The organism is Streptomyces sp. NPDC017890 (assembly GCF_044328675.1).
GTDB lineage: Bacteria > Actinomycetota > Actinomycetes > Streptomycetales > Streptomycetaceae > Streptomyces.
Map to the genome: position 1 here is coordinate 22822 of NZ_JBIRHU010000023.1, position 24535 is coordinate 47356.

The following is a 24535-nucleotide window of genomic DNA, read 5'->3' on the forward strand; positions in this document are numbered from 1 at the left end:
AAGCGCGTGGTGAACCCGTACTCCAGCGTGTGCCGCCGGCCGCCGCGCCGCCCGGCCGACTGAGCCGAACGGGTGACACGCCAAGGGCCCGCACCCTGGTGGACGCGGGCCCTGGAGAGACGACCGGTCAGGCGCCGATGGCGTGCAGACCACCGTCGACGTGGACGATCTCGCCCGTGGTCTTCGGGAACCAGTCGCTCAGCAGTGCGACGACACCGCGGCCGGCGGGCTCCGGGTCCTTCAGGTCCCACTCCAGCGGGGAACGGCTGTCCCACACGGCGGCCAGGTCACTGAAGCCCGGGATGGACTTGGCGGCCATGGAGCCGAGCGGGCCCGCCGAGACCAGGTTGCAGCGGATGTTCTGCTTGCCCAGGTCACGGGCCATGTAACGGCTGGTGGCCTCCAGCGCGGCCTTGGCCGGGCCCATCCAGTCGTACTGCGGCCAGGCGAACTGCGCGTCGAAGGTGAGGCCGACGACCGAGCCGCCGTTCTGCATCAGCGGCAGGCAGGCCATGGTCAGCGACTTCAGGGAGTACGCCGAGACGTGCATGGCGGTGGCGACCGACTCGAACGGCGTGTTCAGGAAGTTGCCGCCCAGCGCGTCCTGCGGGGCGAAGCCGATGGAGTGGACGACGCCGTCGAGGCCGCCCAGCTCCTCGCCGACGATGTCGGCCAGGCGCCCGAGGTGCTCGTCGTTGGTGACGTCCAGCTCGATGACCTTGGCGGGCTTGGGCAGCTTCTTGGCGATGCGCTCGGTCAGCGTGGGCCGCGGGAACGCGGTCAGGATGACCTCGGCGCCCTGCTCCTGAGCCAGCTTGGCGGTGTGGAAGGCGATGGAGGCCTCCGTCAGCACACCGGTGATCAGGACACGCTTGCCCTCGAGAATTCCGCTCATGGTGATCAGTGACCCATTCCCAGTCCGCCGTCAACGGGGATGACGGCTCCAGTGATGTACGAGGCGTCGTCCGAGGCGAGGAACCGCACCGTCGCGGCGATCTCCTCCGCCTGCGCGTACCGGCCGAGCGGCACCTGCGCAAGGATCTTCGTCTGCTGCTCCTCGGTGAGCTCCCGGGTCATGTCGGTGTCGACGAAACCGGGCGCGACGACGTTGAAGGTGAGGTTGCGCGAACCCAGCTCACGGGCGAGGGAACGCGCGAAGCCGACCAGGCCCGCCTTGGAGGCGGCGTAGTTCGCCTGCCCCGCGGAGCCGAGCAGTCCGACCACCGACGAGATGAGCACGACGCGGCCCTTCTTGGCGCGCAGCATGCCGCGGTTGGCACGCTTGACGACGCGGAAGGTGCCGGTGAGGTTGGTGTCGAGGACGGAGGTGAAGTCCTCCTCGGACATGCGCATCAGGAGCTGGTCCTTGGTGATGCCGGCGTTGGCGACCAGGACCTCGACGGGACCGTGGGTTTCCTCGATCTCCTTGTAGGCCTGCTCCACCTGCTCGCTGTCGGTGATGTCGCACTTGACGGCGAGGAAACCCTCAGGGGGCTCACCCGAGCGGTACGTGATCGCGACCTTGTCGCCGGCGTCGGCGAAAGCGCGGGCGATGGCGAGGCCGATGCCCCGGTTGCCTCCGGTGACGAGAACCGAGCGGCTCAACGGATCACCCTTTCGATAGCGGTCTGGTACCCGCCCGAACACCCGGTTGACGGGCGGCGATGACAGGCGGCTTCCTCGGAAACCTATCGGTCCCCGCCCCTGCGCAAAGACTCGGGCACCCACAGTGGCTCACGGGGCTGACTGTCAGGTCCCTACAGTCGACGCCCCTTGGGCACACCCCTGATTCAGTCGGGTCTCACGCCCGCAGGCATCACTTTTTCCGAGGGCCCGTTGAGTGAGACGTGGTTCACTGCCAGTTCATTGCCACCGATGGTCACCACAGGCAAGCGCCCGAAGGGATCTCCCCCGTGCCTCATAGCATCGACGAAGCCTTCACGGCACTCCCCCTACGCGCCCTCGCCGACGCCGCGCTCGCCCGCGCGCGTGCGCTCGGCGCCGAGCACGCCGACTTCCGGCTGGAGCGGGTGCGCAGCGCCTCCTGGCGCCTCAGGGACGCCAGGCCCGCCGGGTCCTCCGACACCACCGACCTCGGGTACGCGGTGCGCGTGGTGCACGGCGGAACCTGGGGGTTCGCGTCCGGTGTGGACCTGACGATGGACGCCGCCGCCAAGGTGGCGTCCCAGGCGGTGGCGATGGCGAAGCTGTCCGCGCAGGTGATCAAGGCTGCGGGGTCCGACGAGCGCGTCGAGCTCGCCGACGAGCCCGTGCACGCCGACCGGACGTGGGTCTCGTCGTACGAGGTCGATCCCTTCACCGTGCCGGACCCGGAGAAGTCGGCCCTGCTGGCCGACTGGAGCGCGCGGCTGCTGGCGGCCGACGGGGTCGACCACGTCGACGCCTCGCTGCTCACCGTGCACGAGAACAAGTTCTACGCCGACACCGCCGGGAGCGTGACCACGCAGCAGCGGGTGCGGCTGCACCCGGTGCTCACCGCCGTTTCGGTGGACGGCTCCAGCGGCGAGTTCGACTCCATGCGCACCCTCGCGCCGCCCGCCGGACGCGGCTGGGAGTACCTGACCGGCACCGGCTGGGACTGGGACGCCGAGCTGGCCGAGATCCCGGAGCTGCTGGCCGAGAAGATGCGGGCGCCGAGCGTCGAGGCGGGCCTGTACGACCTGGTCGTCGACCCCTCGAACCTGTGGCTGACCATCCACGAGTCCATCGGGCACGCCACCGAGCTGGATCGCGCCCTCGGCTACGAGGCCGCCTACGCCGGCACCTCCTTCGCCACCTTCGACCAGCTCGGCAGGCTGCGCTACGGCTCGGAGCTGATGAACGTCACCGGCGACCGCACCGCCGAACACGGCCTGGCCACCATCGGGTACGACGACGAGGGCGTCGAGGGACAGTCCTGGGACCTGGTGAAGGACGGCACGCTGGTGGGCTACCAGCTGGACCGGCGGATCGCGAGGCTCACCGGGTTCGAGCGGTCCAACGGATGCGCCTACGCCGACTCCCCCGCCCATGTGCCCGTGCAGCGCATGGCCAACGTGTCGCTGCGGCCGGATCCGGGCGGGCTGTCCACCGAGGACCTGATCGGGGGCGTGGAGCACGGGATCTACGTCGTCGGTGACCGGTCCTGGTCCATCGACATGCAGCGCTACAACTTCCAGTTCACCGGGCAGCGGTTCTTCCGGATCGAGAACGGGCGGCTCGCCGGTCAGCTGCGGGACGTGGCCTACCAGGCGACGACCACCGACTTCTGGGGATCCATGGCGGCCGTCGGCGGCCCTCAGACGTATGTCCTGGGCGGCGCCTTCAACTGCGGCAAGGCCCAGCCGGGGCAGGTCGCGGCCGTGTCGCACGGCTGCCCGTCCGCCCTCTTCAAGGGAGTCAACATCCTCAACACCACTCAGGAGGCCGGTCGATGAGCGCGCGCACGGGCAAGCCGCACGAGATCGTCGAGCGGGCGCTGGAGCTGTCCCGGGCGGACGGGTGTGTCGTCATCGCCGACGAGGAGTCCACCGCCAACCTGCGCTGGGCGGGCAACGCGCTCACCACCAACGGCGTCACGCGCGGGCGCACGCTCACCGTCGTCGCCACCGTGGACGGGCGCGAGGGCACGGCGTCCGGGGTCGTGTCGCGCTCGGCGGTGACCGTGGACGAGCTGGAGCATCTGGTGCGGGCCGCGGAGGCCGCCGCGCGCGGCGCCGGACCGGCCGAGGACGCGCAGCCGCTGGTCACGGACGTGCCGGCCTCGCCCGACTTCACCGACGCGCCCGCCGAGACCTCGTCGGCCGTGTTCGCCGACTTCGCGCCGGCCCTCGGAGAGGCCTTCGCACGCGCGCGGGCGGGCGGCCGGGAGCTGTACGGCTTCGCCAACCACGAGCTGACGTCGACGTACGTGGGTACGTCGGCGGGGCTGCGGCTGCGGCACGACCAGCCCACCGGCACGCTGGAGCTGAACGCCAAGTCGCCGGACCGCACCCGGTCGGCGTGGGCGGGGCGCTCCACCCGGGACTTCAAGGACGTCGACCCGGCCGCGCTCGACGCCGAACTGGCCGTACGGCTCGGCTGGGCCGAGCGGCGGGTGGAGCTGCCCGCGGGCCGGTACGAGACGCTGCTGCCGCCGACCGCGGTCGCGGACCTGCTGATCTACCAGTTCTGGTCGTCCTCGGGCCGGGACGCGGCCGAAGGACGCACGGTGTTCTCCAAGCCGGGCGGCGGCACGCGCGTCGGCGAGCGGCTCGGCGAGCTGCCGCTGACCCTGCGCAGCGATCCGCACGAGCCGGGTCTGGAGAGCGCGCCGTTCGTGGTCGCGCACTCCTCGGGCGGTGACCAGTCCGTGTTCGACAACGGGCTGCCGGTGGCGGCCACCGACTGGGTCCGCGCGGGCGAGCTGCACCGGTTGACGACCACCCGGCACAGCGCCGGGCTGACCGGGCTGCCGGTGGCCCCGGCGATCGGCAACCTGATCCTGGACGGCGGCACCGACCGCTCCCTGGAGGAGATGGTCGCGTCCACCGAGCGCGGGCTGCTGCTGACCTGCCTCTGGTACATCCGCGAGGTCGACCCGGCCACGCTGCTGCTGACCGGGCTGACCCGGGACGGCGTCTATCTCGTCGAGAACGGCGAGGTCGTCGGCGAGGTGAACAACTTCCGTTTCAACGAGTCGCCGGTGGATCTGCTGGGCCGGGCCTCGGAGGCCGGGCGCACGGAGAAGACGCTGCCCAGGGAATGGGGCGACTGGTTCACCAGGGCCGCGATGCCGGCGCTGCGCGTCCCCGATTTCAATATGAGCTCTGTCAGCCAGGGCGTATAACCTCGTAGTCGGCTGTCACCCGACTGCCGAAGATCATGAGCACGTAGGAGACACGAGAACCGTGACGGACATCGTCGACGAGCTGAAGTGGCGCGGGCTGTTCGCCCAGTCCACCGACGAGGACGCTTTGCGCAAGGCTCTCGCGGACGGTCCCGTCACGTTCTATTGCGGCTTCGACCCGACCGCGCCGTCCCTGCACGTGGGGCACCTGGTGCAGGTGCTCACCGTGCGCCGGCTCCAGCAGGCCGGTCACCGGCCGCTGGCGCTGGTCGGCGGCGCGACGGGCCAGATCGGCGACCCGCGCCCGACCGCCGAGCGCACGCTGAACTCGCCGGAGACCGTCGCGGGCTGGGTCGAGCGGCTGCGCGGCCAGATCGAGCCGTTCCTGTCCTTCGAGGGCGAGAACGCGGCCGTGATGGTCAACAACCTCGACTGGACCGAGGGGCTCTCCGCGATCGAGTTCCTGCGGGACATCGGCAAGCACTTCCGGGTCAACAAGATGCTGACCAAGGACTCCGTCGCCCGGCGCCTGGAGTCCTCCGAGGGCATCAGCTACACGGAGTTCAGCTACCAGCTGCTCCAGGCGATGGACTTCCTCCAGCTCTACCGGAGGTACGGCTGCACGATGCAGCAGGGCGGCAGCGACCAGTGGGGCAACCTCACGGCCGGCCTGGACCTGCTCCACCGCCTGGAGCCGGACGCCACCGCGCACGCCTACGCGACGCCGCTGATGACCAAGGCGGACGGCACCAAGTTCGGCAAGACCGAGGGCGGCGCCGTCTGGCTCGACCCGGAGATGACCACGCCGTACGCGTTCTACCAGTTCTGGCTGAACGTGGACGACCGGGACATCTCGACGTACTCGCGCATCCTGTCGTTCCGGTCCCGCGAGGAGCTGGAGGAGCTGGAGCGGCAGACCGAGGAGCGTCCGCAGGCCCGGGCCGCGCAGCGCGCGCTGGCCGAGGAGCTGACGACGCTGGTGCACGGCGCCGACCAGACCGCCGCCGTGATCGCCGCGTCCAGGGCCCTCTTCGGCCAGGGCGACCTGGCGGAGCTGGACGACCGGACGCTGGCCGCTGCCCTCTCCGAGGTGCCGCGCGTCGAGGTCACCGAGCTGGGCCCGGTCGTCGACCTGTTCGCCGAGGTCGGCCTGGTCGCCAGCAAGTCCGCCGCGCGCCGGACGGTCAAGGAGGGCGGCGCCTACGTGAACAACGCCAAGGTCACCGGCGAGGACGCCGTCCCCGCCGAGGAGGACCTGCTGCACGGGCGCTGGCTGGTGCTGCGCCGCGGCAAGAAGAACCTGGCCGCGGTGGAGGTCACCGGCGCCTGAGCGCGCGTAGCGGCCCGCGCCTGAGCGCGCGTACGGCCCGCGCCTCGGCGCGTGTACGAGGGGCGGTTTCCGGTGCCTTGCGGCTGCCGGGGGCCGCCCCGTCGGCGTACTGGGGTCGCGCGGGCCGTAGGGCCCGTCCGGCCCGTTCGCGCCCGGGGACCGTAGGGCCCGTCCGGCCGTCAGGCCCGTTCGCGCCGCTTGTTGCCCCGCACCGCCATGTAGATCGCGTCGCCCACGGCGACGATGATGATCGCGGCCACCAGCTGGAAGACGTGCCGCCACCAGTCGATGCCGGAGGTCGCGTCCACGCCGGCCGCCCGCGCGATCGCGTTGCCCGCGATGGCGCCGAGCATGCCGAAGATGGTGGTCAGCCACAGAGGGCTGTGCTGCTTCCCGGGAATGATCGCCTTGGCTATCAGACCGAGCACGAATCCGACGATGATGGCCCACAACCAGCCCATGACTGCCTCCTCATACGGCTCTACGCGAGCATTACCGCCAGTCTTCGGCCGCACCGCGTACGGCGCATGCCGGGTACGGCCGAACGGGGTACCGGACTACGCGGTCGGGCGCAGTCCGTGCGCGCGGCACCAGGGTGCCCCGGTCTCGTAAGCGGCGCAGGTGCGGCGTAACGTGAGAGCTGTCCGGGACCGGAGTCCCCGAGCGGCCGCGGACGGGAGCGGGGCGGGGAGAGTCCGATGCGGGCGGATGGTGGAACCAGATGCGGAAGCAGAGTGCCGGCGGCAGTGCCGAGGTGTTCCGGATCACCGGGGCCCGGACGGGCCTCCAGGAGGATGTGCGCGGGCGGCAGCGCCGGTACATCATCTCGATGTCGGTCCGTACGCTGGCGGTGATCCTCGCGGTCTGTCTGTGGAACGTGGAACGGCACGTCGCGATCGTGGCCCTGATCCTCGGGGCTGCCCTGCCGTACATCGCGGTCGTGATCGCCAACGCCGGACGTGAGAACGCGCCATCGTTGCCGTCGACGTTCGTGACGGCGCCGACGCCCCCGATGATCATGCCCCCGCGGGCCGGCGACGGCCCGGCGGAATCCGTCCCGGAGGACGCCGTGGCCGATCCGGCGCCGGGCGCGGCCGGTGAGTCGCACGGCCGGACGTGACCGCGGGGGGAGCGTCGGTTCCGCGCCAGGCGCCGAAGAAATGCTCAGATGAATCGTGTTGTTCCGGTGCCGGGCCATGGGTGACCCGTGACATACTTCGTACTCGCTCCGCATCCCCCGTCGGAGCGACGGACCGACGCCGGGCAGCTCCCCCCGTGGCTGCTCGGCGTCGCCTTTTTCCGTGGTTGTCCCGCGGTCGTATCCGCGGTTGTTCCGTAGGTTTTTCCGGTAGTTGTGAGACGAAGCTGTGAGTGACGAAACCACCCCGATCTGCTCCGCCAAGGGCTGTCGCACCGCCGCCGGGTGGGTGCTGGCATGGAACAACCCGAAGATCCACACGCCGGAGCGCCGCAAGACGTGGATCGCGTGCGACGAGCACCGGGAGCATCTGTCCCAGTTCCTCGGAGTACGGGGCTTCCTGAAGGACGTGGTCCCGCTGGCCGACTGGGAAGCCCCCGCGGGCTCCTAGTGCCTGACTGCGGGGTTGCCGCGGGCCTGCCCTAGCCTCCGATCGCCGACATCGGCCGGTCGGGCTGGACGAAGGCCGGGTCGTCGAGGCCGGCGCCGGCCTTCTTGCCCCACATGGCCAGTCGCCAGAGGCGGGCGATCTCCTCGTCGGGGGCGTCGGAGCGCAGGGCGGCGCGCAGGTCGGTCTCCTCGCGGGCGAAGAGACAGGTGCGCACCTGGCCGTCGGCGGTCAGGCGGGTGCGGTCGCAGGCCGAGCAGAACGGGCGGGTGACGGAGGCGATGACGCCGACGCGGTGCGGGCCGCCGTCCACGAGCCAGCGCTCGGCGGGGGCGGAGCCGCGCTCGTCGGATCCCTCGGCTGTCAGCTCGAAACGGGTGCGCAGGGAGGTCAGGATGTCACCGGCGGTGACCATGCCCTCGCGCTTCCAGCCGTGCTGGGCGTCCAGCGGCATCTGCTCGATGAAGCGCAGCTCGTAGTCGTGCTCGACGGCCCAGGCCAGCAGGTCGGGGGCCTCGTCGGCGTTGAGTCCCGGCATCAGGACCGAGTTCACCTTGACCGGGGTCAGCCCGGCCTCGCGGGCGGCTTCCAGTCCCTCCAGGACGTCCTTGTGGCGGTCCCGGCGGGTGAGGGTCTTGAAGACGTCCGGGCGCAGGGTGTCCAGCGAGACGTTGACCCGGTCCAGGCCCGCGGCCTTCAGGGCCGGCGCCGTGCGGCGCAGGCCGATGCCGTTGGTCGTGAGGGACATCTGGGGGCGCGGCCCCAGGGCGGCGACGCGCTCGACGATGCCGACCAGGCCCGGACGCAGCAGGGGCTCCCCGCCGGTGAAGCGGACCTCCTCGATACCGAGGGAGGTGACGGCGATGCCGATGAGGCGGACGATCTCGTCGTCGGTGAGCAGGTCGGGCTTGGCCAGCCACTGCAGGCCCTCTTCGGGCATGCAGTAGGTGCAGCGCAGATTGCAGCGGTCGGTCAGCGAGACCCTCAGGTCGGTGGCCACTCGGCCGTAGGTGTCGATGAGCACGTGGGCCCCCTCCCTCGACGTGGATCGGCGGAGCACTTCTCCCCTCCGACACCTGCGAGCCTACGTGACGGGTCCGACATCGACAGCGGCCCGATCCCACGACGTGCGACGCGGCCGCGTCGTAGAGATCTACGAGCGGCCGCGTCCACAGTGGCCCGGTGCGGGGCCCGGTGCGGGGCTCAGTGCGCTCCGGTGCCGGTCAGGGACCGGACCTCCAGCTCCGCGTACTTGGCCTCGTCGGCCTTCTCCTTGGACAGGACCGTGCCGAGCCAGCCCATGAGGAAGCCGAACGGGATGGAGATGATGCCCGGGTTCTTCAGCGGGAACCAGGCGAAGTCGACGTCGGGGAACATCGCCTTGGGGTCGCCGGAGACCACGGGCGAGAACAGCACCAGGCCGACGGCGACGATCAGACCGCCGTAGATCGACCACAGGGCGCCCTGGGTGGTGAACCGCTTCCAGAACAAGCTGTAGAGGATGGTCGGCAGGTTGGCGGACGCGGCGACGGCGAAGGCCAGGGCGACCAGGCCGGCCACGTTCAGGTCGCGGGCGAGGGCGCCGAGCGCGATGGAGACGATGCCGATGAAGACGGTCGCCCAGCGGGCGGCCCTCATCTCCTCCTTGTCGGTGGCCTGGCCCTTGCGGATCACGTTGGCGTAGATGTCGTGCGCGAAGGACGAGGACGAGGCGAGGGTGAGGCCTGCGACCACGGCGAGGATGGTCGCGAAGGCCACCGCCGAGATGGTGGCCAGCAGGATCGCGCCCCAGGCCGAGTCGACGCCGCCCACGTGCAGGGCGAGCAGTGGCGCGGCCGTGTTGCCGGACGGGTTGGACGCGATGATCTCGTCCTTCCCGACGAGCGCCGCCGCGCCGAAGCCGAGGGCGATGGTCATCAGGTAGAAGGCGCCGATGATGCCGATCGCCCAGTTCACGGACTTACGGGCGGCCTTGGCGTTGGGCACCGTGTAGAAGCGGATCAGGATGTGCGGCAGGCCGGCGGTGCCGAGGACCAGGGCGATGCCCAGGGAGATGAAGTCGAGCTTGGTGGTGCCGCTCGCGCCGTACTGGAGGCCGGGCTCCAGGAAGGCGGCGCCCGCGCCGCTGTTCTCGGCGGCCTTGCCGAGCAGGTCGGAGATGTTGAAGTCGAACTTCAGCAGCACCAGGAAGGTGATCAGGAGGGTGCCGCCGATCAGCAGCACGGCCTTGACCATCTGGACCCAGGTGGTGCCCTTCATGCCTCCGATCGTGACGTAGACGATCATCAGGACGCCGACGAGCGCGACGATGAGGATCTTGCCCGCGTCGGAGGTGATGCCGAGCAGCAGCGAGACCAGGACGCCCGCGCCCGCCATCTGGGCCAGCAGGTAGAAGATCGAGACGACGATCGTGGAGGTGCCGGCGGCGGTGCGGACCGGGCGCTGGCGCATGCGGTACGCGAGGACGTCGCCCATGGTGTACCGGCCGGAGTTCCTGAGCGGTTCGGCGACCAGCAGCAGGGCGACCAGCCAGGCGACCAGGAAGCCGATGGAGTAGAGGAAGCCGTCGTAGCCGAAGAGGGCGATGGCGCCCGCGATACCGAGGAAGGAAGCGGCGGACATGTAGTCGCCGGAGACGGCGAGGCCGTTCTGGAAGGCGCTGAACGACCGGCCGCCCGCGTAGAAGTCGGCGGCGTCCTTGGTCTGGCGGCCCGCCCAGACGGTGATGCCGAGCGTCGCGAGGACGAAGACCGCGAAGAGCGTGATGATGAGCGGGCGGTGCTCGCTGGCCTCGTTGGCGGCGAGTTCGGCCGCGAGAACGGTCTGTGCGGGGCTCATGCGCCGCCCTCCATCCGGGACTTGATGGCCTCTGCCTTGGGGTCGAGCTTCGCGGCGGCGTACCGCGAGTACCACCAGGCGATGAGGAACGTGGTGACGAACTGGGCGATGCCGAAGACGAAGGCGACGTTGATGTTGCCGAACAGCTTGGTGCCCATGAAGCCGCCGGCGTAGTTCGACAGCAGCACGTACAGCAGGTACCAGGCCACGAAGGCGATCGTCAGCGGGAAGGCGAAGGAGCGGAAGGAGCGGCGCAGTTCGGCGAACTCAGCGCTCTGCTGCACTTCGGAGAACTCCTCGGCGGAGGGAAGTGGGCGTTCCTCTTTCGAGGGGGGCGGTGCGTCGGTGGCCACGGAGTCTCCTCGTACGACGGACATGACGGCTTGGACCTCGGTGTTCTCACGGGGGCCTGATCGTGCTCGGGCTCCCTGTCCAACGACACGGCGCCCCACGGGGACCGGTTCAACACCCGGAGCACTTTCCGAAGTCGTGCGTGGCGGGTCATTGCTGGCCAGGGACTGCGGGGGATAGCTTCGCCCTGCACCACTCCGTCATGTACCTGCCCGAGCACCACCTGTGTCTCGGGCCGGTTTCGTTTCCGGATGATGTGGAGACCCCATGGATCATTCGCATGCGCCGCGTTCGTCGCGTTCCCCGCGTCCGTCGCGGTCCTCGCGTCCCAGACGGCGACTCGCCCTCGCCGTGCCCGTCGTGCTGTCGCTGACCGCGTCGCTCGGCTTCCTGCCGGCGGCCGCCTCTGCCGCACCGCGGGCGGGAGCCGCCGCGGAGGCCGCGCGGGCCGGGGACGCTCCGAGCCTGGCGTACGTCGTCAACACGAAGACGGACCACCGCACGATCGCGTCGGTGAAGCGCGCGATAGCCGAGGCCGACGGCAGCGTCGTGGCCACGTACCAGAAGATAGGCGTCATCGTCGTCCACTCGGCGAACCCGGGCTTCGGTGAGCGGATACGGAAGGCGCGCGGGGTCCAGTCGGCGGGCGCGACCCGCACCGCGCCGCTGACCGCCGCCGGGACGACGGACGAGGGCGCCGCCCGGATGCTCACCGGCGAGCAGGCCGCGAGGACCGCGCGGGCGTCCGAGGCCGCGGGGGCCGGCGAGCCGCTGGAAGCGGACCAATGGGACCTGCGCGCGATAGGCGCCGACAAGGCCGCGAAGATCAACCCGGGCAGTTCCAGGGTCACCGTCGCCGTGATCGACACCGGCGTCGACGACACCCACCCCGACCTCGCCCCGAACTTCTCCGCCTCCCAGTCCGCCAACTGCGTCGGCGGCAAGGCCGACACCAGTGAGGGCGCCTGGCGGCCGTACACCGCCGAGGACTACCACGGCACCCATGTGGCCGGTGAGATAGCCGCCGCCCGCAACGGCATCGGCGTCGCCGGCGTCGCGCCGGGCGTGAAGGTGTCGAGCATCAAGGTGAGCGACCCGGACAACGGGCTCTTCTACCCCGAGAACGTCGTGTGCGCGTTCATGTTCGCCGCCGACCGCGGCGTCGAGATCACGAACAACAGCTACTACGTGGACCCCTGGCTGTACAACTGCATGGACGACCCCGACCAGCGCGCGATCGTCGACGCGGTCAACCGGGCCCAGCTGTACGCCCAGCGCAAGGGCACCCTGCACCTCGCCTCCGCGGGCAACTCCAACCACGACCTGGACGCGGACGCGATCGTCGACGACTCCAGCCCGAACGACACCACTCCGGTGACGCGGACCATCGACCCGCACGAGTGCTTCGACGTGCCGACCCAGCTGCCGGGCATCGTGACGGTCAGCGCGACGGGCGTGGACGAGGAGAAGTCGTACTACTCCACGTACGGAAACGGTGTCGTCGACATCGCGGCGCCGGGCGGCGACGCGCGCTACCAGATCCCGGACACGCCGTCGAAGAACGGCCGCATCCTGTCGACCATGCCGAACAACGAGTACGCCTGGCTCCAGGGCACCTCGATGGCCTCGCCGCACGCCGCGGGCGTCGCCGCGCTGCTGAAGTCGAAGCACCCCTGGGCGTCCCCGGCGCAGTTGCAGTGGCTGCTGAAGGCCCAGGCGGACAACCCCGGTTGCCCGGCCTCCTACGACCAGGACGGCGACGGCGCGCAGGACGCCACGTGCGAGGGCGGCAAGCGGGTCAACGGCTTCTACGGCTTCGGCATCGTCAACGCGCTGCGCGCGGTGAAGTGATCCGCCCGCCCGGCTCCGCGGGCCCGCTCCCGTGTCCTCGCCAGGTCCACGAAGTCCCTCGAAACAACTGGAGACATCGCACATGACAGCGCTCCACCCGCGTCACCGCCGCGCCCTCGCGATCCCGGCCGGCATGGCCGTGGCCGCGTCCCTCGCGTTCCTGCCGGGTGTCCCGGCCTCCGCCGCCCAGGCCGCCCAGGCCGCCCCCGCGGTCGCGGCCGACTCGTCGTCGTCACTCAGCTACGTCGTCAACGTCCGCCCCGGGCACGCTCCCCCGGCGCACGTGAAGCGGGCGATAGCCAAGGCCGGCGGCACGATCGTGACGTCGTACGACCGGATCGGCGTGATCGTCGTCCACTCCTCGAACCCGGACTTCGCCAAGACCGTCCGCACGGTGCGCGGCGTGCAGTCGGCCGGTGCCACCCGCACGGCGCCGCTGCCCTCGGCCGCCACGACCGACACGGGCGCGCCGAAGGTGCTCAGCAGCCAGGAGATCGCCGCGGCCGAGGCCGCCGAGGGGCAGGACCCGCTGCAGCCCCTCCAGTGGAACCTGCCCGCCGTCAAGGCGGACAAGGCGCACGAGAAGTCGCTGGGCAGCGAGAAGGTGACCGTCGCCGTCATCGACACCGGCGTCGACGACACCCACCCGGACATCGCCCCGAACTTCGACCGGGACGCCTCCGTCAACTGCGTCTCCGGCAAGCCGGACACCAGCGACGGCGCCTGGCGGCCGGGCGCGGCGGAGAGCCCGCACGGCACGCACGTGGCGGGGGAGATAGCCGCCGCCAAGAACGGCGTCGGCATGACCGGCGTGGCCCCCGGGGTGAAGGTCTCCGGCATCAAGGTGTCCAACCCAGACGGCTTCTTCTACACCGAAGCCGTGGTCTGCGGCTTCATGTGGGCGGCCGAGCACGACGTCGACGTGACGAACAACAGCTATTACACCGACCCCTGGTACTTCAACTGCAAGAACGACCCGGACCAGAAGGCGCTCCTGGAAGCCGTCACCCGCGCCTCGCGGTACGCGGAACGCAAGGGCACGGTCAACGTCGCGGCGTCCGGCAACGAGAACTACGACCTGGCGGCCGACGAGATCACCGACCCGTCGTCCCCGAACGACACCACGCCCGGCGACCGGGTGGTCGACCCGTCCGAGTGCCTCGACATCCCGACCCAGCTGCCCGGCGTCGTGACGGTCGCCTCGACCGGCGCCAAGGGTCTCAAGTCGTCCTTCTCCAACCACGGTCTCGGCGTCATCGACATCGCCGCGCCCGGCGGTGACTCGACGGCGTACCAGAAGCCGGAGCCGCCCGCCACCAGCGGTCTGATCCTGGGCACGCTGCCCGGCGGCAGGTGGGGCTACATGGCCGGTACGTCGATGGCGTCGCCGCACGTCGCGGGCGTCGCCGCCCTGATCAGGTCGACGCACCCGTACGCCTCCCCGGCCATGGTCAAGGCCCTGCTGTACGCCCAGGCCGACGCCACGCCGTGCACCAAGCCGTACGACATCGACGGCGACGGCAAGGCCGACGCGGTGTGCGAGGGCTCGAAGAACCGCAACGGCTTCTACGGCTGGGGCACGGCCGACGCGCTGGACGCGGTGACCCGGTAACCGGCACGCGCGCGTGGAGCGGGCCTGGGGCAGCCTCCCGGCCCGCTTCGCGCGTGCGGCAGGATGCGCGTGTACGAGGGATACAAGACCTGGACGCCCGAACCGGTCCGGCCGCGGTGGCAGTCGGCCCTGCGGTTCGCCGCGTGGTGGGCTTGTTCACCGATGCGGTCACGGCGCTCTGGCAGGGTTTCGGGGACGGCTGCATGAGGTTCATGGACGACACCCTGGGCGCGATCGCGCGGCTGGGCTCCTGGTGCGTGACCTGGCCGGAGCTGCGGCACGAGGGGCGACACCGAGTACTACAGGGCGCGCGTCGACAAGAGGGTCGCCCACTGGACCGCCCAGGCCTCGGCTCCGCAGGAGACTGAGGAACCGCAGGAGACGAAAGAACTGCAGAAGGCGAAGGGACCGCAGGAGCCGAAACCCCCCTGGAGTGCTCGATACCGCGTCGTGACTACCGCGGCGTGGGTGGGCGGTACGTCGCCGAGGCGGCCCTCGCCCAGGGGTGGGAGCTGCGGCCCACCGACGTGCGCAGGAAGGTGCGGCTGAGGTGGTCGGCGACCTCTGGTGCCGGCGGAGCCGACGCCGCAGAGTGATCCCATGAGAGGCATCGAGCAGGTGTGGTCGGCGTTGGGGGGCGATCCCGCGCTGGTGTCCCGGGTGTCGGAGGTCGTGCGCCGTGGGGCGCTCGACGCGCGGCTCGAGGTGCGGGAGTCGGCGAGGGCCTGTGTCGGCGCGTGTGCGCTGGCCGCGGCCGAGCTGGGGGCGCGGCGGGCCGGGCTCGCGGAGGTGCCCGGGGTGCGGGTGGACGACGGGGCTGTCGCCACGGCCTTCACCAGTGAGCGGCACCTGCGGATCGGCGGGCGCGAGCCGGTGTCGTTCGCACCGCTGTCGCGGCTGTGGCGGACGGCCGACGGGTGGGTGCGGACACACGCGAACTACCCCCATCACCGGGAGCGGCTGCTCGGCGCGCTGGGCGTGCCCGAGGACGTGGGCGCGGTGGAGTCGGTGCTCGCCGGGCGGTCCGCGTGGGAGGTCGAGGAGACCGTGTACGCGGCCGGCGGGCTGGCCGTCGCGCTGCGGACGCCCGAGCAGTGGGCGGCGTCCGGGCAGGGCGGGGCCGTGGCCCGGCGGCCGTTGGTGGAGCGGGGACGGCTGGACGCGTCGCACGCGCGCGTGTGCACGCCGGTTCCCGCCTCCTCCTCGTCGTCTCCGCTGCTGCCCGCCGCCGGGCTGCGTGTCCTGGACCTGACCCGGGTCATCGCGGGCCCGGTCGCCACCCGCACGCTCGCCCTGCTCGGTGCGGACGTGCTGCGCGTGGATCCGCCGGGGCTTCCGGAACTGTCCGACCAGCATGCCGACACGGGCTTCGGGAAGCGGTCCACGACGCTGGACCTGGCGGACGGTCACGGCCGGGAGACGTTCGAGGAGCTGCTCGGCGCGGCCGACGTCGTCGTCACCGGGTACCGGCCGGAGGCCCTGGACCGCTTCGGGCTCTCCCCGGAGGCGCTCGCCGCGCGCAGGCCGGGGCTGGTCGTGGCGCAGCTGTCGGCGTGGGGCGCGTACGGGCCGTGGGCCGGGCGGCGCGGCTTCGACAGCCTGGTGCAGGTGGCCACCGGGATCGCCGCGGTGGAGGGGACGTCCGAGCGGCCGGGCGCGCTACCCGCCCAGGCCCTCGACCACGGCACCGGATACCTGCTGGCGGCCGGGGTGCTGCGGGCGCTGACCGAGCAGACGTACGAGGGCGGCAGCCGGTACGTCCGGGTGGCGCTGGCGCGGACCGCTCGCTGGCTGACGGACGGGATCCGGCCGGACGCCGCGGACGGCGCCGGGGATGCGGCGTACCCGGGGCCGGAGCCCTGGCTCGCCGAGCGGGACAGCCGGCCGGGGCGGTTGCGGTACGCCCTGCCGCCGGTGTCCTTCACGGGCGGCCCGGCCGACTGGGCCCGGCCGCCGGGGCCGTGGGGCGCGGACGCCGCGCGATGGGTGTGACGCGTTACTCACCCCTTCCCCGGCCTTCCCGAACCGTAGGGCGGCCGAAAACGTCCTCATGTACGGAATGCCGGTCCGCCAGTTGTTTTCCGGAACTTGCCCGGATCTGGGGGAGCTGGTGAAGATCTCGAGGTGACCTTGACAAGACCTCCGTCCCGGACCGCCGACACCGGACGGCACGCGCGGCCCTCCGGTACCGGCCGGACCGCGGCCGTGATCGTGCTGGTGGTGCTGGCCGCGCTGATACCCGTCCTCGGTCCGTCCCCCGCCCTGCACGGCACCGGGGAGGCCGAAGCACCCGGCACCGGCGGCATAGCCCTGCTGCGCACGGTGCTCTTCGCCGCGCTGAGCGTTCCGGCCGGCGAGCTCTTCGTGAACCGGCTGGCCCGGTCGCTCCCCGGCGCGCCGCCCGAGCGGCCCCGCAGCTGGTCGCCGTACGCGGCCGCCGCCGGCTTCGTCGCGGCGCTCGGTCTGGCGTCGGTCGTGGCCACGGGCAATCTGGTGCCGGACAGCGTCGCCGACATCGACGTCGGCGGCCTCTACGAGTCCCGTGACGGCAAGCTCGCGCTCCTGGAGGTCAACGCGTTCCTCGCGGCCGGCCTGTGCGCCACCTCGCGCAGGCCGGGCCTCCAGGTCTGGCCGCTGGCCGCCGTGGTCGTCGCGGAGGCGCTGCGCGCGCACCCCACGACCGAGTACAGCCCGCTGATCGGCTCCGGCCTGACCCTCGTCCATCTGACGTGCGCGTCGCTGTGGGTGGGCGGTCTGCTGTACGCGCTGCGGGCCCTGCGGCAGTGGCGGGGCTCCGAGGCGGGTCCGGCTCTGCTGGGTCTCTACGCGCGCGTGGCGGCCGTTCTGCTGGCGGCCATCACGGCGACGGGGGTGTGCAGTTCGCTGCGCCGGATGCCGCCGGGCACGATCGTCGACCAGCTGACGGACACGGCGTACGGGCGGGTCCTGCTCGCCAAGGTGATTCTCGTGGCCGCCGTCGCGGCGCTCGCCCTGTGGGCCAGGATCCGGCTGAGCCGCGCGGCCGATCCCCTGGCCGCCTGCTCCCCCGCGCGCGCGGAGGTCGTCGCCCTGGGGGTGGTCGTCGCGGTGTCCGGACTCCTGACGGCCCTTCCGGTACCGATCCGGTGGTGACCCCGCGCCCGTGACCCGCCGGGCGGCCGGCGGCTCCACGGCCGGCCAGGGCTCGTCGTGCGTGGGTTGCGTCACACGCGGGAAGGCGCCGTCCGGCATGTCACCCGCCCCGTACCGACGCACCGCGGCCGTCCCCTCGCGCGTTCTCCTCGCAACCCCTGCCCGTCGTGCGGAACTTGGCGGAGGAACCGTTTCGCCGGGATGGCGCGGGGCACCTGCCGGACCGGAGTGTCAGTCGCGGCCCGTATCCTCATGGACCATGCTCGAAGACCACACGACCGCAGCGTCGTCCGCCACGACGTGGCCGGCCGCGTATCCGCAGGGGTACGCGGTCGTTGACGTGGAGACCACCGGCCTGGCCCGCGACGACCGCATCATCTCCGCGGCCGTCTACCGGCTGGACGCCCGCGGCGAGGTCGAGGACCACTGGTACACCCTGGTCAATCCGCAGCGGGACCCGGGCCCGGTGTGGATACACGGCCTGACGAGCGAGGTGCTCCGGGGGGCGCCGCTCTTCCCGGACGTCGCCGAGGAGTTCGCGGCCCGGCTCGACGGGCGGGTACTCGTCGCGCACAACGCCGTCTTCGACTGGCAGATGATCGCCCGCGAGTACGCGCGCGCGAAGCGCGAGGCACCCGTGCGTCAACGGCTGTGCACCATCGCGCTCTCCAAGGAGCTGGGCCTGCCCCTGCCCAACCACAAGCTGGCGTCGCTGGCCGCCCACTTCGGCGTCGTACAGCAGCGGGCGCACCACGCGCTGGACGACGCACGGGTGCTGGCGGAGGCGTTCCGGCCGAGCCTGCTCGCCGCGGCGGCGGGCGGCGTGCGGCTGCCGCTGCACGAGTGCCGGCCGCTGACCGAGTGGGCGGACCGGCCCGCGCCCGTGATCGGGCAGCAGGCGGGCTACGGCGGCTACCGGCAGACCAGTTGGCGCCCCTCCCGCAAAAGGCCCGCATGCCCCCATCCCAACCCCGGCCGATACGAAGAGGGCAAACGCCTCAAACAGGGCATGCGGATCGCCTTCTCGGGTGACACCTCCGTCGAGCGGGACCTGCTGGAGGACCGCGCGACCGAGGCCGGACTGCATGTCGCCACCAGCCTGTCCCGGCTGACCAGCCTGCTGGTCACCAACGATCCGGACTCGGGCACGTCGAAGGTGGTCAAGGCCCGCCAGTACGGCACGCCGGTGGTGGACGAGGCCGCGTTCGGGCAGCTGCTCGCGGACGTCGAGCCCGCCGACGGCCGAGCGGGTACGTGAGCCGTCCATGAGCCGTGGCCGAGCCGTACGGACGGGTGATTCCGGGCGACTCGCCCGGCGTCCGCTCGCCCACGTCGCGGCGACGGCTCACCCTGTGGCGCATGGCGACATGTGAAGTCTGCGGCAACAACTACGGAATGACCTTCGAGGTCCACGCCCAGGGAGCGGTGCACGTCTTCGACTGCTTCGCCTGCGCGATCCACCGGATGGCCCCCATCTGCGAGCACTGCCGGGTCCAGATCATCGGCCAGGGCGTCGAGGTCGAGGGCCACTGGTACTGCGGCGCCCACTGCGCCCGCGCCGAGGGGAGGGTGGGGGTCGTCGACAAGGTCTGAGCGCTTCGGCAAGGCCCGCGGGCCTCGCGTGGCAGCCGGGCGAAGCCGTCGCTGAACCCGCGCCGCGGCATTGATGTCGAACGTGCTCCCCGCCGACGCGGGATCGGCCCTCGCGGGGACCTCCCCGCGAGGGCCGATCCCGGCCGAGGTACCGTCGACGCGTGTACCGCTTCCTGTTGTCCCGCCAGTGGGTGATCCTCACGCTGGTCGCCGTGCTGCTCATCCCCACGATGATCTGGCTGGGCTTCTGGCAGATGGACCGCTACGAGGAACGCACCGCCCGGAACGACCTGGTCGCGCGGGCACTCGACGCGGCCCCGGTGCCCGCTCAGTCGCTGACCGCCCCCGGCAAGAAGATCACCACGCGTGAGCGGTACCGCACCGTCACCGCGAAGGGGCACTTCGACACGGACCGCGAGGTCGTCGTACGCCGCCGCACCGACTCCGACGACAACATCGGCTACCACGTGCTGACCCCGTTCGTACTGGACGACGGCAGGGTCCTGCTGGTCAACCGGGGCTGGATCCCCGCGGACGGCCCGAGCCAGACCGCGTTCCCCGAGGTCCCCGCGCCGCCCCGGGGAGAGATCACCGTCACCGGACGGCTGATGCCCGACGAGACGACCGAAGCAAGCGGCATCAAGGACCTCGAGGGCCTGCCGGACCGGCAGATCATGCTCATCAACAGTGAGCAGCAGGCCGAGCGCCTGCACGCCCCGGTGCTCGGCGGGTACGTCGTCCTGATCGAGCCGGAGCCGAAGGACAACACCCCGGAGCGGATCGGCAGGCCCGGCAACGAGGACGCCGCGCTGAACTTCGCGTACGCGATCCAGTGGTGGCTGTTCGCCGCGGCCGTGCCGGTCGGCTGGTGGTTCCTGGTCCGTCGCGAGAAGCGCGACCGTGAGACCGCCGAGGACGTCGAACCGGCGCGGGCGGAACCCGCCACGGTGTAGCCGCCCGACGGGGAGCTCACGGGCGGTTCCGATTGCTTGGCTTCCCGTCGGGAAGACGGAATGCCGTGCACCCCCACATCGAGGACTACGCGCTCATCGGCGACCAGCAGACCGCGGCCCTGGTCGGCACGGACGGCTCCGTGGACTGGCTCTGCCTGCCCCGCTTCGACTCCGCCGCCTGCTTCGCCAAGCTGCTCGGCGACGAGGACAACGGTCACTGGCGCATCGCGCCCAAGGGCGCCGAACGCTGCACACGGCGCGCCTACCGGCCGGACACCCTCGTCCTGGACACCGAGTGGGAGACCGGGGGCGGCGCGGTACGGGTCACCGACTTCATGCCCCAGCGCGACCGCGCCCCGGACCTCGTACGCGTCGTGGAGGGCCTGAGCGGTGAGGTCACCGTGCACAGCGTGCTCCGGCTGCGCTTCGACCACGGCTCGATCGTGCCGTGGATGCGCAGGGCCGACGGGCACCGGGTCGCCGTCGCCGGGCCGGACTCGGCGTGGCTGCGCAGCGAGCCCGAGGTCCCCAGCTGGGGGCAGGACTTCGGGACCCACGCGGAGTTCACCGTCGCCGCGGGCGAGAAGGTCGCGTTCGTCCTGACCTGGCACCCCTCGCACGAGCCCCGCCCGCCGCTCATCGACCCGTACGTGTCGCTGGAGCACAGCGTCGAGGACTGGCGGGCCTGGGCCGCCCACTGCGGCTACGACGGCCCGCACCGGGACGCCGTCGTCCGTTCCCTGATCACCCTCAAGGCGCTCACCTACAAGCCGACCGGCGGAATCGTCGCCGCCCCCACCACGTCGCTGCCCGAGGAACCGGGCGGCGTACGCAACTGGGACTACCGCTTCTGCTGGCTGCGCGACTCCACCCTCACCCTGGGCGCCTTGCTGTCGGCCGGATACCTGGAGGAGGCCGAGGCCTGGCGCGACTGGCTGCTGCGCGCGGTCGCGGGCAACCCGGCGGACCTGCAGATCATGTACGGCCTGGCGGGCGAGCGGCGGCTGCCGGAGTTCGAGCTGCCGTGGCTGTCCGGCTTCGCCGGGTCCACACCGGTACGGGTCGGCAACGACGCGGTGAACCAGCTCCAGCTGGACGTGTACGGCGAGGTCATGGACTCGCTGTCGCTGGCCCGGCTGGCGGGCATGCACCCCCAGCCGCAGATGTGGGAGCTGCAGTGCGCCCTGATGGACTTCCTGGCCGAGGCATGGCGGCAGCCCGACGAAGGGCTGTGGGAGGTGCGCGGCGGGCGCCGGCAGTTCGTGCACTCGAAGGTGATGACGTGGGTGGCTTTCGACCGGGCGGTGCGCACGCTGGAGGAGCATCCCGAGCTGAGCGGTGGGGACCCGGACCGGTGGCGCGCGCTGCGCGAGGAGGTGCACCGCGAGGTGTGCGAGAAGGGCTACGACCCGGAGCGCAACACCTTCACCCAGTCCTACGGCTCGCCGGAGCTGGATGCCTCACTGCTGCTCATCCCGCGCCTGGGCTTCCTGCCGCCGGACGATCCGCGGGTCGTCGGCACGGTCGACGCGATCGGTGAGGAACTGACCAGAGGCGGCCTGGTGCGCCGGTACAGCACCGAAGGGGACCCCGTGGACGGGTTGCCGGGCAGCGAGGGGACCTTCCTGGTGTGCTCCTTCTGGTACGCGGACGCGCTGCACGCGACCGGTCGGACGAAGGAGGCCCGGGAGCTGTTCGAGCGGCTGGTGGGGCTCGTCAACGACGTGGGGCTGCTGGCCGAGGAGTACGACCCGGTCTCCGGCCACCAGCTCGGCAACTACCCTCAGGCGTTCAGCCACATCGGCCTGGTGAACACCGCCCTCGCCCTGTTCGGGGACGAGGGGGCAGGATAGGGCCATGGATCTTGGACTGAAGGACCGCGTGTACGTCGTCACGGGAGCCACCCGGGGTTTGGGCAACGCCGCCGCGCGCGAGCTGGTCGCCGACGGCGCGAAGGTCGTCGTCACGGGGCGGGACGAGCGGAGCGTCGCCGAGGCGGCGGCCGCGCTGGGTCCGGACGTGGTCGGGGTGGCCGCGGACAACGCCGACCCGGAGGCCGCCGGCCGGCTGGTCGCGACCGCCCGTGAGCGCTTCGGCCGCTTCGACGGCGTACTGGTCAGTGTGGGCGGACCGCCGCCCGGGTTCGTCGCCGACAACTCGGACGAGCAGTGGCAGGCGGCGTTCGAGTCGGTGTTCCTCGGTGCGGTGCGGCTGGCCCGGACGGCGGCGGCGGAGCTGGAGCCGGGCGGTGTCATCGGCTTCGTGCTGTCGGGCTCGGTGTACGAGCCGATTCCCGGCCTGACCATCTCCAACGGCCTGCGGCCGGGGCTGGCCGGCTTCGCCAAGTCCCTCGCCGACGAGCTGGGCCCGCGCGGCGTCCGTGTCGTCGGCCTCCTCCCGGGCCGCGTCGACACGGACCGGGTGCGTGAGCTGGACGGCATGTCCGCCGACCCGGAGGCGACCAGGGCAGCCGCCGAGTCCCGCATCCCGCTGCGCCGCTACGGCGCCCCGGAGGAGTTCGGCCGCGCGGCGGCGTTCCTGCTGTCCCCCGCGGCGTCGTACGTGACGGGCGTGATGCTGCCGGTGGACGGCGGGGTACGGCAGGGGTTCTAGGCGTCCGGCGCCGGCACGAGGGGCCCGCGCGGGGTCAGCTGACCCGCTCGGCCCCGTGCTGGACGCCCTGGAGGTGGACCTCCGCCGGAAGGGCCGTGAGGTTCGCGGAATCGCGGGCGTGGGCCAGCGCATGGGTGGTGAGCTCGTCCAGCGCGGTGCCGGGGTCCACGTGGGGTGCCAGCAGCAGCCGGACGCGGGCCGCCGGGGCGCCGCGCCGGCCGGTGAGCCGGACCTTGGCCCGTTCGACCCCGTCCGTCCGTTCCGCCTCCTGGGCGAGGGCGGCCTCCAGGGCCCGGCCGCGCAGGACCGCGCCGTCGCCGTCGCCGGTGTCGACGAGGATCTCGGCGAGCCGGCGGCGGCGCACCACCGCGACCAGCCACCACAGGGCGAACAGCAGGAGGACGGCGAGTACGGCGATGACGGCCGGCCACCACCAGCCGAAGTCCCGCCACCGGGTCCGCTCGGCCGCGCTGAGCAGCACGTCGTGCGGCCCGTCGTGGATCCACCAGGACGGCGCGGAGGCACCCAGGCCGATGACCAGTACCGAGCCGCCGAGGGCGAACAGGACCAGGCCCACGAGCCCGAGCAGCACACGGTCGACGGTCCTGAGCACCGCCCTCACCCCTTCCGTCCTGGCCGCGCCACCCGCACGGTCACGGCAGGCTGCCTGGCCAGTCCCAGCCCGCGCGCCGCGTCGTGGAGCACGCCGTCCAGATCGGCCCGTACGTCGTCCAGTTCCCGGAAGTGCGACCGCGCGCGCACGCGTGCCTCGCGCCGGCGCACCCGTACCCGCGCCGACTGCACCCCGGCGACCTCCATGGCCCGGTCGCGCAGCACCGTCGCGGCGGCGTCCCGGTGGAGGCCCGCGCGTACGTCCGGGTGCGTGCGCCGCATCGGGAGCACCTTGCGCAGGCCGGGGGTGAGGGCCAGGACGAGCAGCCAGAGCCCGAGGACCGCGGCGACTCCCGCACCGGCGAGGACCCACGTGTCGTCGAGGGGCCGGTCGGCGAGCTGCCGGGCCAGTTCGCGGCGCCATCCGAGGGCGGACCGGCCGGCGCGCACGGCGGCGACGTCGTAGAGGAAGGCGCCCGCGACGAACAGGAGCAACAGGGCGACGATGCCCGCGGGGACGCGGCGCGGGGACCAGAAACGGCCGGCCGGTCCGATGCCGGGGCCGGGCCCGGACGGCGGCCCGGTGCCGGGCTCCATGACGGTCAGACGCCGCGTGCCGCCCTCGGGGCCCCGGGGTTCTCGGGGATCGCTCATCGGGTCCTCCCCCGTCGCGCGCCGTACTCCACCGCCAGGTGCAGTCGCTCCACCTCGACCACGACCTCCGGCACCGCCATGCCCACCAGCGTGCGTACCCGCTGGACGACTTGGTGACGCACCTGTCCGCAGCGGGCGCCGACGTCGCACGGGTAGTCCAGTTCGAGGTGGACCCGGACGTGAGCGGTGTCGTGGTGGACGACGACGGTGGCGTAGGGGCGTGCCGCGTCCGGGTGGAGCGGGCCGACCGCCTCGCGTGCCGCCCGGGCGGCGATCTTGGCGACGACCCGGTCGGCGATCCGGGTGGCACCGCGCCCTCCCGGCTCCACGACGGCCGGGGTTTCGGGGAGCTCACCGGCCCCACCGCTCACGCCGGTCACCGTCGCCGGTCGTCGCGGGAGCGGAGGAAGTCACCGAGGTCCATGTCCCCCTCCAGAAAGCGGCCGACGACGAACCCGACGGCGCCCAGGGCCGCCACCAGCAGGAAGGCGCCGAACCCGCCGAAATACCCGGCGAAACCCAGCGCCATGCCGACGATCATGCCGACCACGGCCATGCTCATGGTGTGCTCCCCTCAGTCCG

Annotated in this window: 24 protein-coding genes; 14 read left to right on the forward strand and 10 right to left on the reverse strand. The window is 72.0% G+C overall.

All coding sequences use genetic code 11. The features are described from left to right. Positions 1-127 precede the first annotated feature (127 nt). Both fabI and fabG read right to left on the reverse strand, forming a co-directional pair. Positions 128-895 carry an enoyl-ACP reductase FabI gene (fabI, locus tag ACH4F2_RS27480; protein WP_398135427.1) on the reverse strand — a complete coding sequence of 256 codons (768 nt, stop codon included), beginning with the start codon at positions 893-895 and terminating at the stop codon, positions 128-130. A 5-nt stretch (positions 896-900) separates the two neighbouring features. Continuing rightward, positions 901-1605 carry a 3-oxoacyl-[acyl-carrier-protein] reductase gene (fabG, locus tag ACH4F2_RS27485; protein ID WP_398135428.1) on the reverse strand — a complete coding sequence of 235 codons (705 nt, stop codon included), beginning with the start codon at positions 1603-1605 and terminating at the stop codon, positions 901-903. Between the two features lie 308 nt (positions 1606-1913). Between fabG and ACH4F2_RS27490 the strand changes: the two genes are divergently transcribed. From ACH4F2_RS27490 to tyrS, 3 genes are all read left to right on the forward strand, one after another. After that, on the forward strand, positions 1914-3437 hold the full coding sequence (locus tag ACH4F2_RS27490) for a TldD/PmbA family protein (RefSeq protein ID WP_398135429.1): 1524 nt from the start codon (positions 1914-1916) through the stop codon (positions 3435-3437). Beyond that, entirely contained in the window at positions 3434-4828 is a 1395-nt protein-coding gene (locus tag ACH4F2_RS27495) for a metallopeptidase TldD-related protein (protein ID WP_398135430.1), read from the forward strand. The genes ACH4F2_RS27490 and ACH4F2_RS27495 overlap by 4 nt, the downstream gene beginning before the upstream one ends. Positions 4829-4889: 61 nt before the next feature. Continuing rightward, entirely contained in the window at positions 4890-6158 is a 1269-nt protein-coding gene (gene tyrS / locus ACH4F2_RS27500) for a tyrosine--tRNA ligase (RefSeq protein ID WP_398135431.1), read from the forward strand. Positions 6159-6337: 179 nt separating this feature from the next. Here tyrS and ACH4F2_RS27505 read toward each other — a convergent pair whose 3' ends face one another. Beyond that, on the reverse strand, positions 6338-6619 hold the full coding sequence (locus ACH4F2_RS27505) for a GlsB/YeaQ/YmgE family stress response membrane protein (RefSeq protein WP_219186398.1): 282 nt from the start codon (positions 6617-6619) through the stop codon (positions 6338-6340). A 260-nt stretch (positions 6620-6879) separates the two neighbouring features. Between ACH4F2_RS27505 and ACH4F2_RS27510 the strand changes: the two genes are divergently transcribed. Beyond that, positions 6880-7278 carry a DUF3099 domain-containing protein gene (locus ACH4F2_RS27510; protein WP_398135432.1) on the forward strand — a complete coding sequence of 133 codons (399 nt, stop codon included), beginning with the start codon at positions 6880-6882 and terminating at the stop codon, positions 7276-7278. A gap of 247 nt (positions 7279-7525) precedes the next feature. Beyond that, on the forward strand, positions 7526-7747 hold the full coding sequence (locus ACH4F2_RS27515; RefSeq protein WP_398135433.1) for a hypothetical protein: 222 nt from the start codon (positions 7526-7528) through the stop codon (positions 7745-7747). 31 nt (positions 7748-7778) lie between these two features. Here the strand turns inward: ACH4F2_RS27515 and moaA are convergent, their stop codons facing one another. The 3 genes from moaA to ACH4F2_RS27530 form a co-directional block, all read right to left on the reverse strand. Next, positions 7779-8768, reverse strand: coding sequence for a GTP 3',8-cyclase MoaA (gene moaA / locus ACH4F2_RS27520; protein ID WP_398135434.1), 990 nt, complete (start codon positions 8766-8768; stop codon positions 7779-7781). Between the two features lie 179 nt (positions 8769-8947). Continuing rightward, complete coding sequence (locus tag ACH4F2_RS27525) at positions 8948-10582, reverse strand: cation acetate symporter (RefSeq protein ID WP_398135435.1); 1635 nt, start codon at positions 10580-10582, stop codon at positions 8948-8950. Beyond that, the gene (locus ACH4F2_RS27530; protein WP_375922535.1) at positions 10579-10935 is read right to left on the reverse strand and encodes a DUF485 domain-containing protein; all 357 of its coding nucleotides are present in this window, start codon (positions 10933-10935) and stop codon (positions 10579-10581) included. The genes ACH4F2_RS27525 and ACH4F2_RS27530 overlap by 4 nt, the downstream gene beginning before the upstream one ends. Positions 10936-11200: 265 nt before the next feature. Between ACH4F2_RS27530 and ACH4F2_RS27535 the strand changes: the two genes are divergently transcribed. The 9 genes from ACH4F2_RS27535 to ACH4F2_RS27575 all read left to right on the forward strand — a co-directional run bounded on the left by ACH4F2_RS27535 (position 11201) and on the right by ACH4F2_RS27575 (position 22687). Next, positions 11201-12784 carry a S8 family peptidase gene (locus ACH4F2_RS27535; RefSeq protein WP_398135436.1) on the forward strand — a complete coding sequence of 528 codons (1584 nt, stop codon included), beginning with the start codon at positions 11201-11203 and terminating at the stop codon, positions 12782-12784. An 82-nt stretch (positions 12785-12866) separates the two neighbouring features. Then, a complete protein-coding gene (locus ACH4F2_RS27540) occupies positions 12867-14396 on the forward strand; it encodes a S8 family peptidase (RefSeq protein WP_398135437.1) in 1530 nt (509 codons plus the stop codon). A 600-nt stretch (positions 14397-14996) separates the two neighbouring features. Next, positions 14997-16388, forward strand: coding sequence for a CoA transferase (locus ACH4F2_RS27545; RefSeq protein WP_398135438.1), 1392 nt, complete (start codon positions 14997-14999; stop codon positions 16386-16388). 132 nt (positions 16389-16520) lie between these two features. Next, on the forward strand, positions 16521-17528 hold the full coding sequence (locus tag ACH4F2_RS27550; RefSeq protein WP_398135439.1) for a CopD family protein: 1008 nt from the start codon (positions 16521-16523) through the stop codon (positions 17526-17528). A gap of 259 nt (positions 17529-17787) precedes the next feature. Beyond that, positions 17788-18786, forward strand: a complete 999-nt coding sequence (locus tag ACH4F2_RS27555; protein ID WP_398135440.1) for a DEDDh family exonuclease — start codon at positions 17788-17790, stop codon at positions 18784-18786. A gap of 101 nt (positions 18787-18887) precedes the next feature. After that, positions 18888-19121: a hypothetical protein gene (locus ACH4F2_RS27560; RefSeq protein ID WP_398135441.1), complete on the forward strand. Its 234-nt coding sequence runs from the start codon at positions 18888-18890 to the stop codon at positions 19119-19121. Between the two features lie 161 nt (positions 19122-19282). After that, complete coding sequence (locus ACH4F2_RS27565) at positions 19283-20074, forward strand: SURF1 family protein (protein WP_398135442.1); 792 nt, start codon at positions 19283-19285, stop codon at positions 20072-20074. A 65-nt stretch (positions 20075-20139) separates the two neighbouring features. Next, on the forward strand, positions 20140-21927 hold the full coding sequence (locus ACH4F2_RS27570; RefSeq protein WP_398135443.1) for a glycoside hydrolase family 15 protein: 1788 nt from the start codon (positions 20140-20142) through the stop codon (positions 21925-21927). A gap of 4 nt (positions 21928-21931) precedes the next feature. Beyond that, positions 21932-22687 (forward strand): SDR family oxidoreductase, encoded by a 756-nt coding sequence (locus tag ACH4F2_RS27575; RefSeq protein ID WP_398135444.1) that lies wholly within the window; start codon positions 21932-21934, stop codon positions 22685-22687. 34 nt (positions 22688-22721) lie between these two features. Here ACH4F2_RS27575 and amaP read toward each other — a convergent pair whose 3' ends face one another. The 4 genes from amaP to ACH4F2_RS27595 are packed head-to-tail and all read right to left on the reverse strand — an operon-like array spanning position 22722 to position 24515. Continuing rightward, positions 22722-23309 carry an alkaline shock response membrane anchor protein AmaP gene (amaP, locus tag ACH4F2_RS27580; protein ID WP_398135445.1) on the reverse strand — a complete coding sequence of 196 codons (588 nt, stop codon included), beginning with the start codon at positions 23307-23309 and terminating at the stop codon, positions 22722-22724. Then, positions 23306-23953, reverse strand: a complete 648-nt coding sequence (locus tag ACH4F2_RS27585; RefSeq protein WP_398135446.1) for a DUF6286 domain-containing protein — start codon at positions 23951-23953, stop codon at positions 23306-23308. The genes amaP and ACH4F2_RS27585 overlap by 4 nt, the downstream gene beginning before the upstream one ends. Further along, positions 23950-24333: a hypothetical protein gene (locus tag ACH4F2_RS27590; RefSeq protein WP_398135447.1), complete on the reverse strand. Its 384-nt coding sequence runs from the start codon at positions 24331-24333 to the stop codon at positions 23950-23952. The genes ACH4F2_RS27585 and ACH4F2_RS27590 overlap by 4 nt, the downstream gene beginning before the upstream one ends. After that, entirely contained in the window at positions 24330-24515 is a 186-nt protein-coding gene (locus ACH4F2_RS27595) for a hypothetical protein (RefSeq protein WP_398135448.1), read from the reverse strand. Before ACH4F2_RS27595 ends, ACH4F2_RS27590 begins: the two co-directional genes overlap by 4 nt. Positions 24516-24535: the final 20 nt, after the last annotated feature.

Coding starts and splice junctions, on each gene's coding strand:
- fabI (WP_398135427.1), bottom strand. CDS start 895: ATGAGCGGAATTCTCGAGGGCAAGCGTGTCCTGATCACCGGTGTGCTG.
- ACH4F2_RS27495 (WP_398135430.1), top strand. CDS start 3,434: ATGAGCGCGCGCACGGGCAAGCCGCACGAGATCGTCGAGCGGGCGCTG.
- ACH4F2_RS27505 (WP_219186398.1), bottom strand. CDS start 6,619: ATGGGCTGGTTGTGGGCCATCATCGTCGGATTCGTGCTCGGTCTGATA.
- ACH4F2_RS27510 (WP_398135432.1), top strand. CDS start 6,880: ATGCGGAAGCAGAGTGCCGGCGGCAGTGCCGAGGTGTTCCGGATCACC.
- ACH4F2_RS27525 (WP_398135435.1), bottom strand. CDS start 10,582: ATGAGCCCCGCACAGACCGTTCTCGCGGCCGAACTCGCCGCCAACGAG.
- ACH4F2_RS27535 (WP_398135436.1), top strand. CDS start 11,201: ATGGATCATTCGCATGCGCCGCGTTCGTCGCGTTCCCCGCGTCCGTCG.
- ACH4F2_RS27540 (WP_398135437.1), top strand. CDS start 12,867: ATGACAGCGCTCCACCCGCGTCACCGCCGCGCCCTCGCGATCCCGGCC.
- ACH4F2_RS27545 (WP_398135438.1), top strand. CDS start 14,997: ATGAGAGGCATCGAGCAGGTGTGGTCGGCGTTGGGGGGCGATCCCGCG.
- ACH4F2_RS27555 (WP_398135440.1), top strand. CDS start 17,788: ATGCTCGAAGACCACACGACCGCAGCGTCGTCCGCCACGACGTGGCCG.
- ACH4F2_RS27560 (WP_398135441.1), top strand. CDS start 18,888: ATGGCGACATGTGAAGTCTGCGGCAACAACTACGGAATGACCTTCGAG.
- ACH4F2_RS27575 (WP_398135444.1), top strand. CDS start 21,932: ATGGATCTTGGACTGAAGGACCGCGTGTACGTCGTCACGGGAGCCACC.
- ACH4F2_RS27585 (WP_398135446.1), bottom strand. CDS start 23,953: ATGAGCGATCCCCGAGAACCCCGGGGCCCCGAGGGCGGCACGCGGCGT.
- ACH4F2_RS27595 (WP_398135448.1), bottom strand. CDS start 24,515: ATGAGCATGGCCGTGGTCGGCATGATCGTCGGCATGGCGCTGGGTTTC.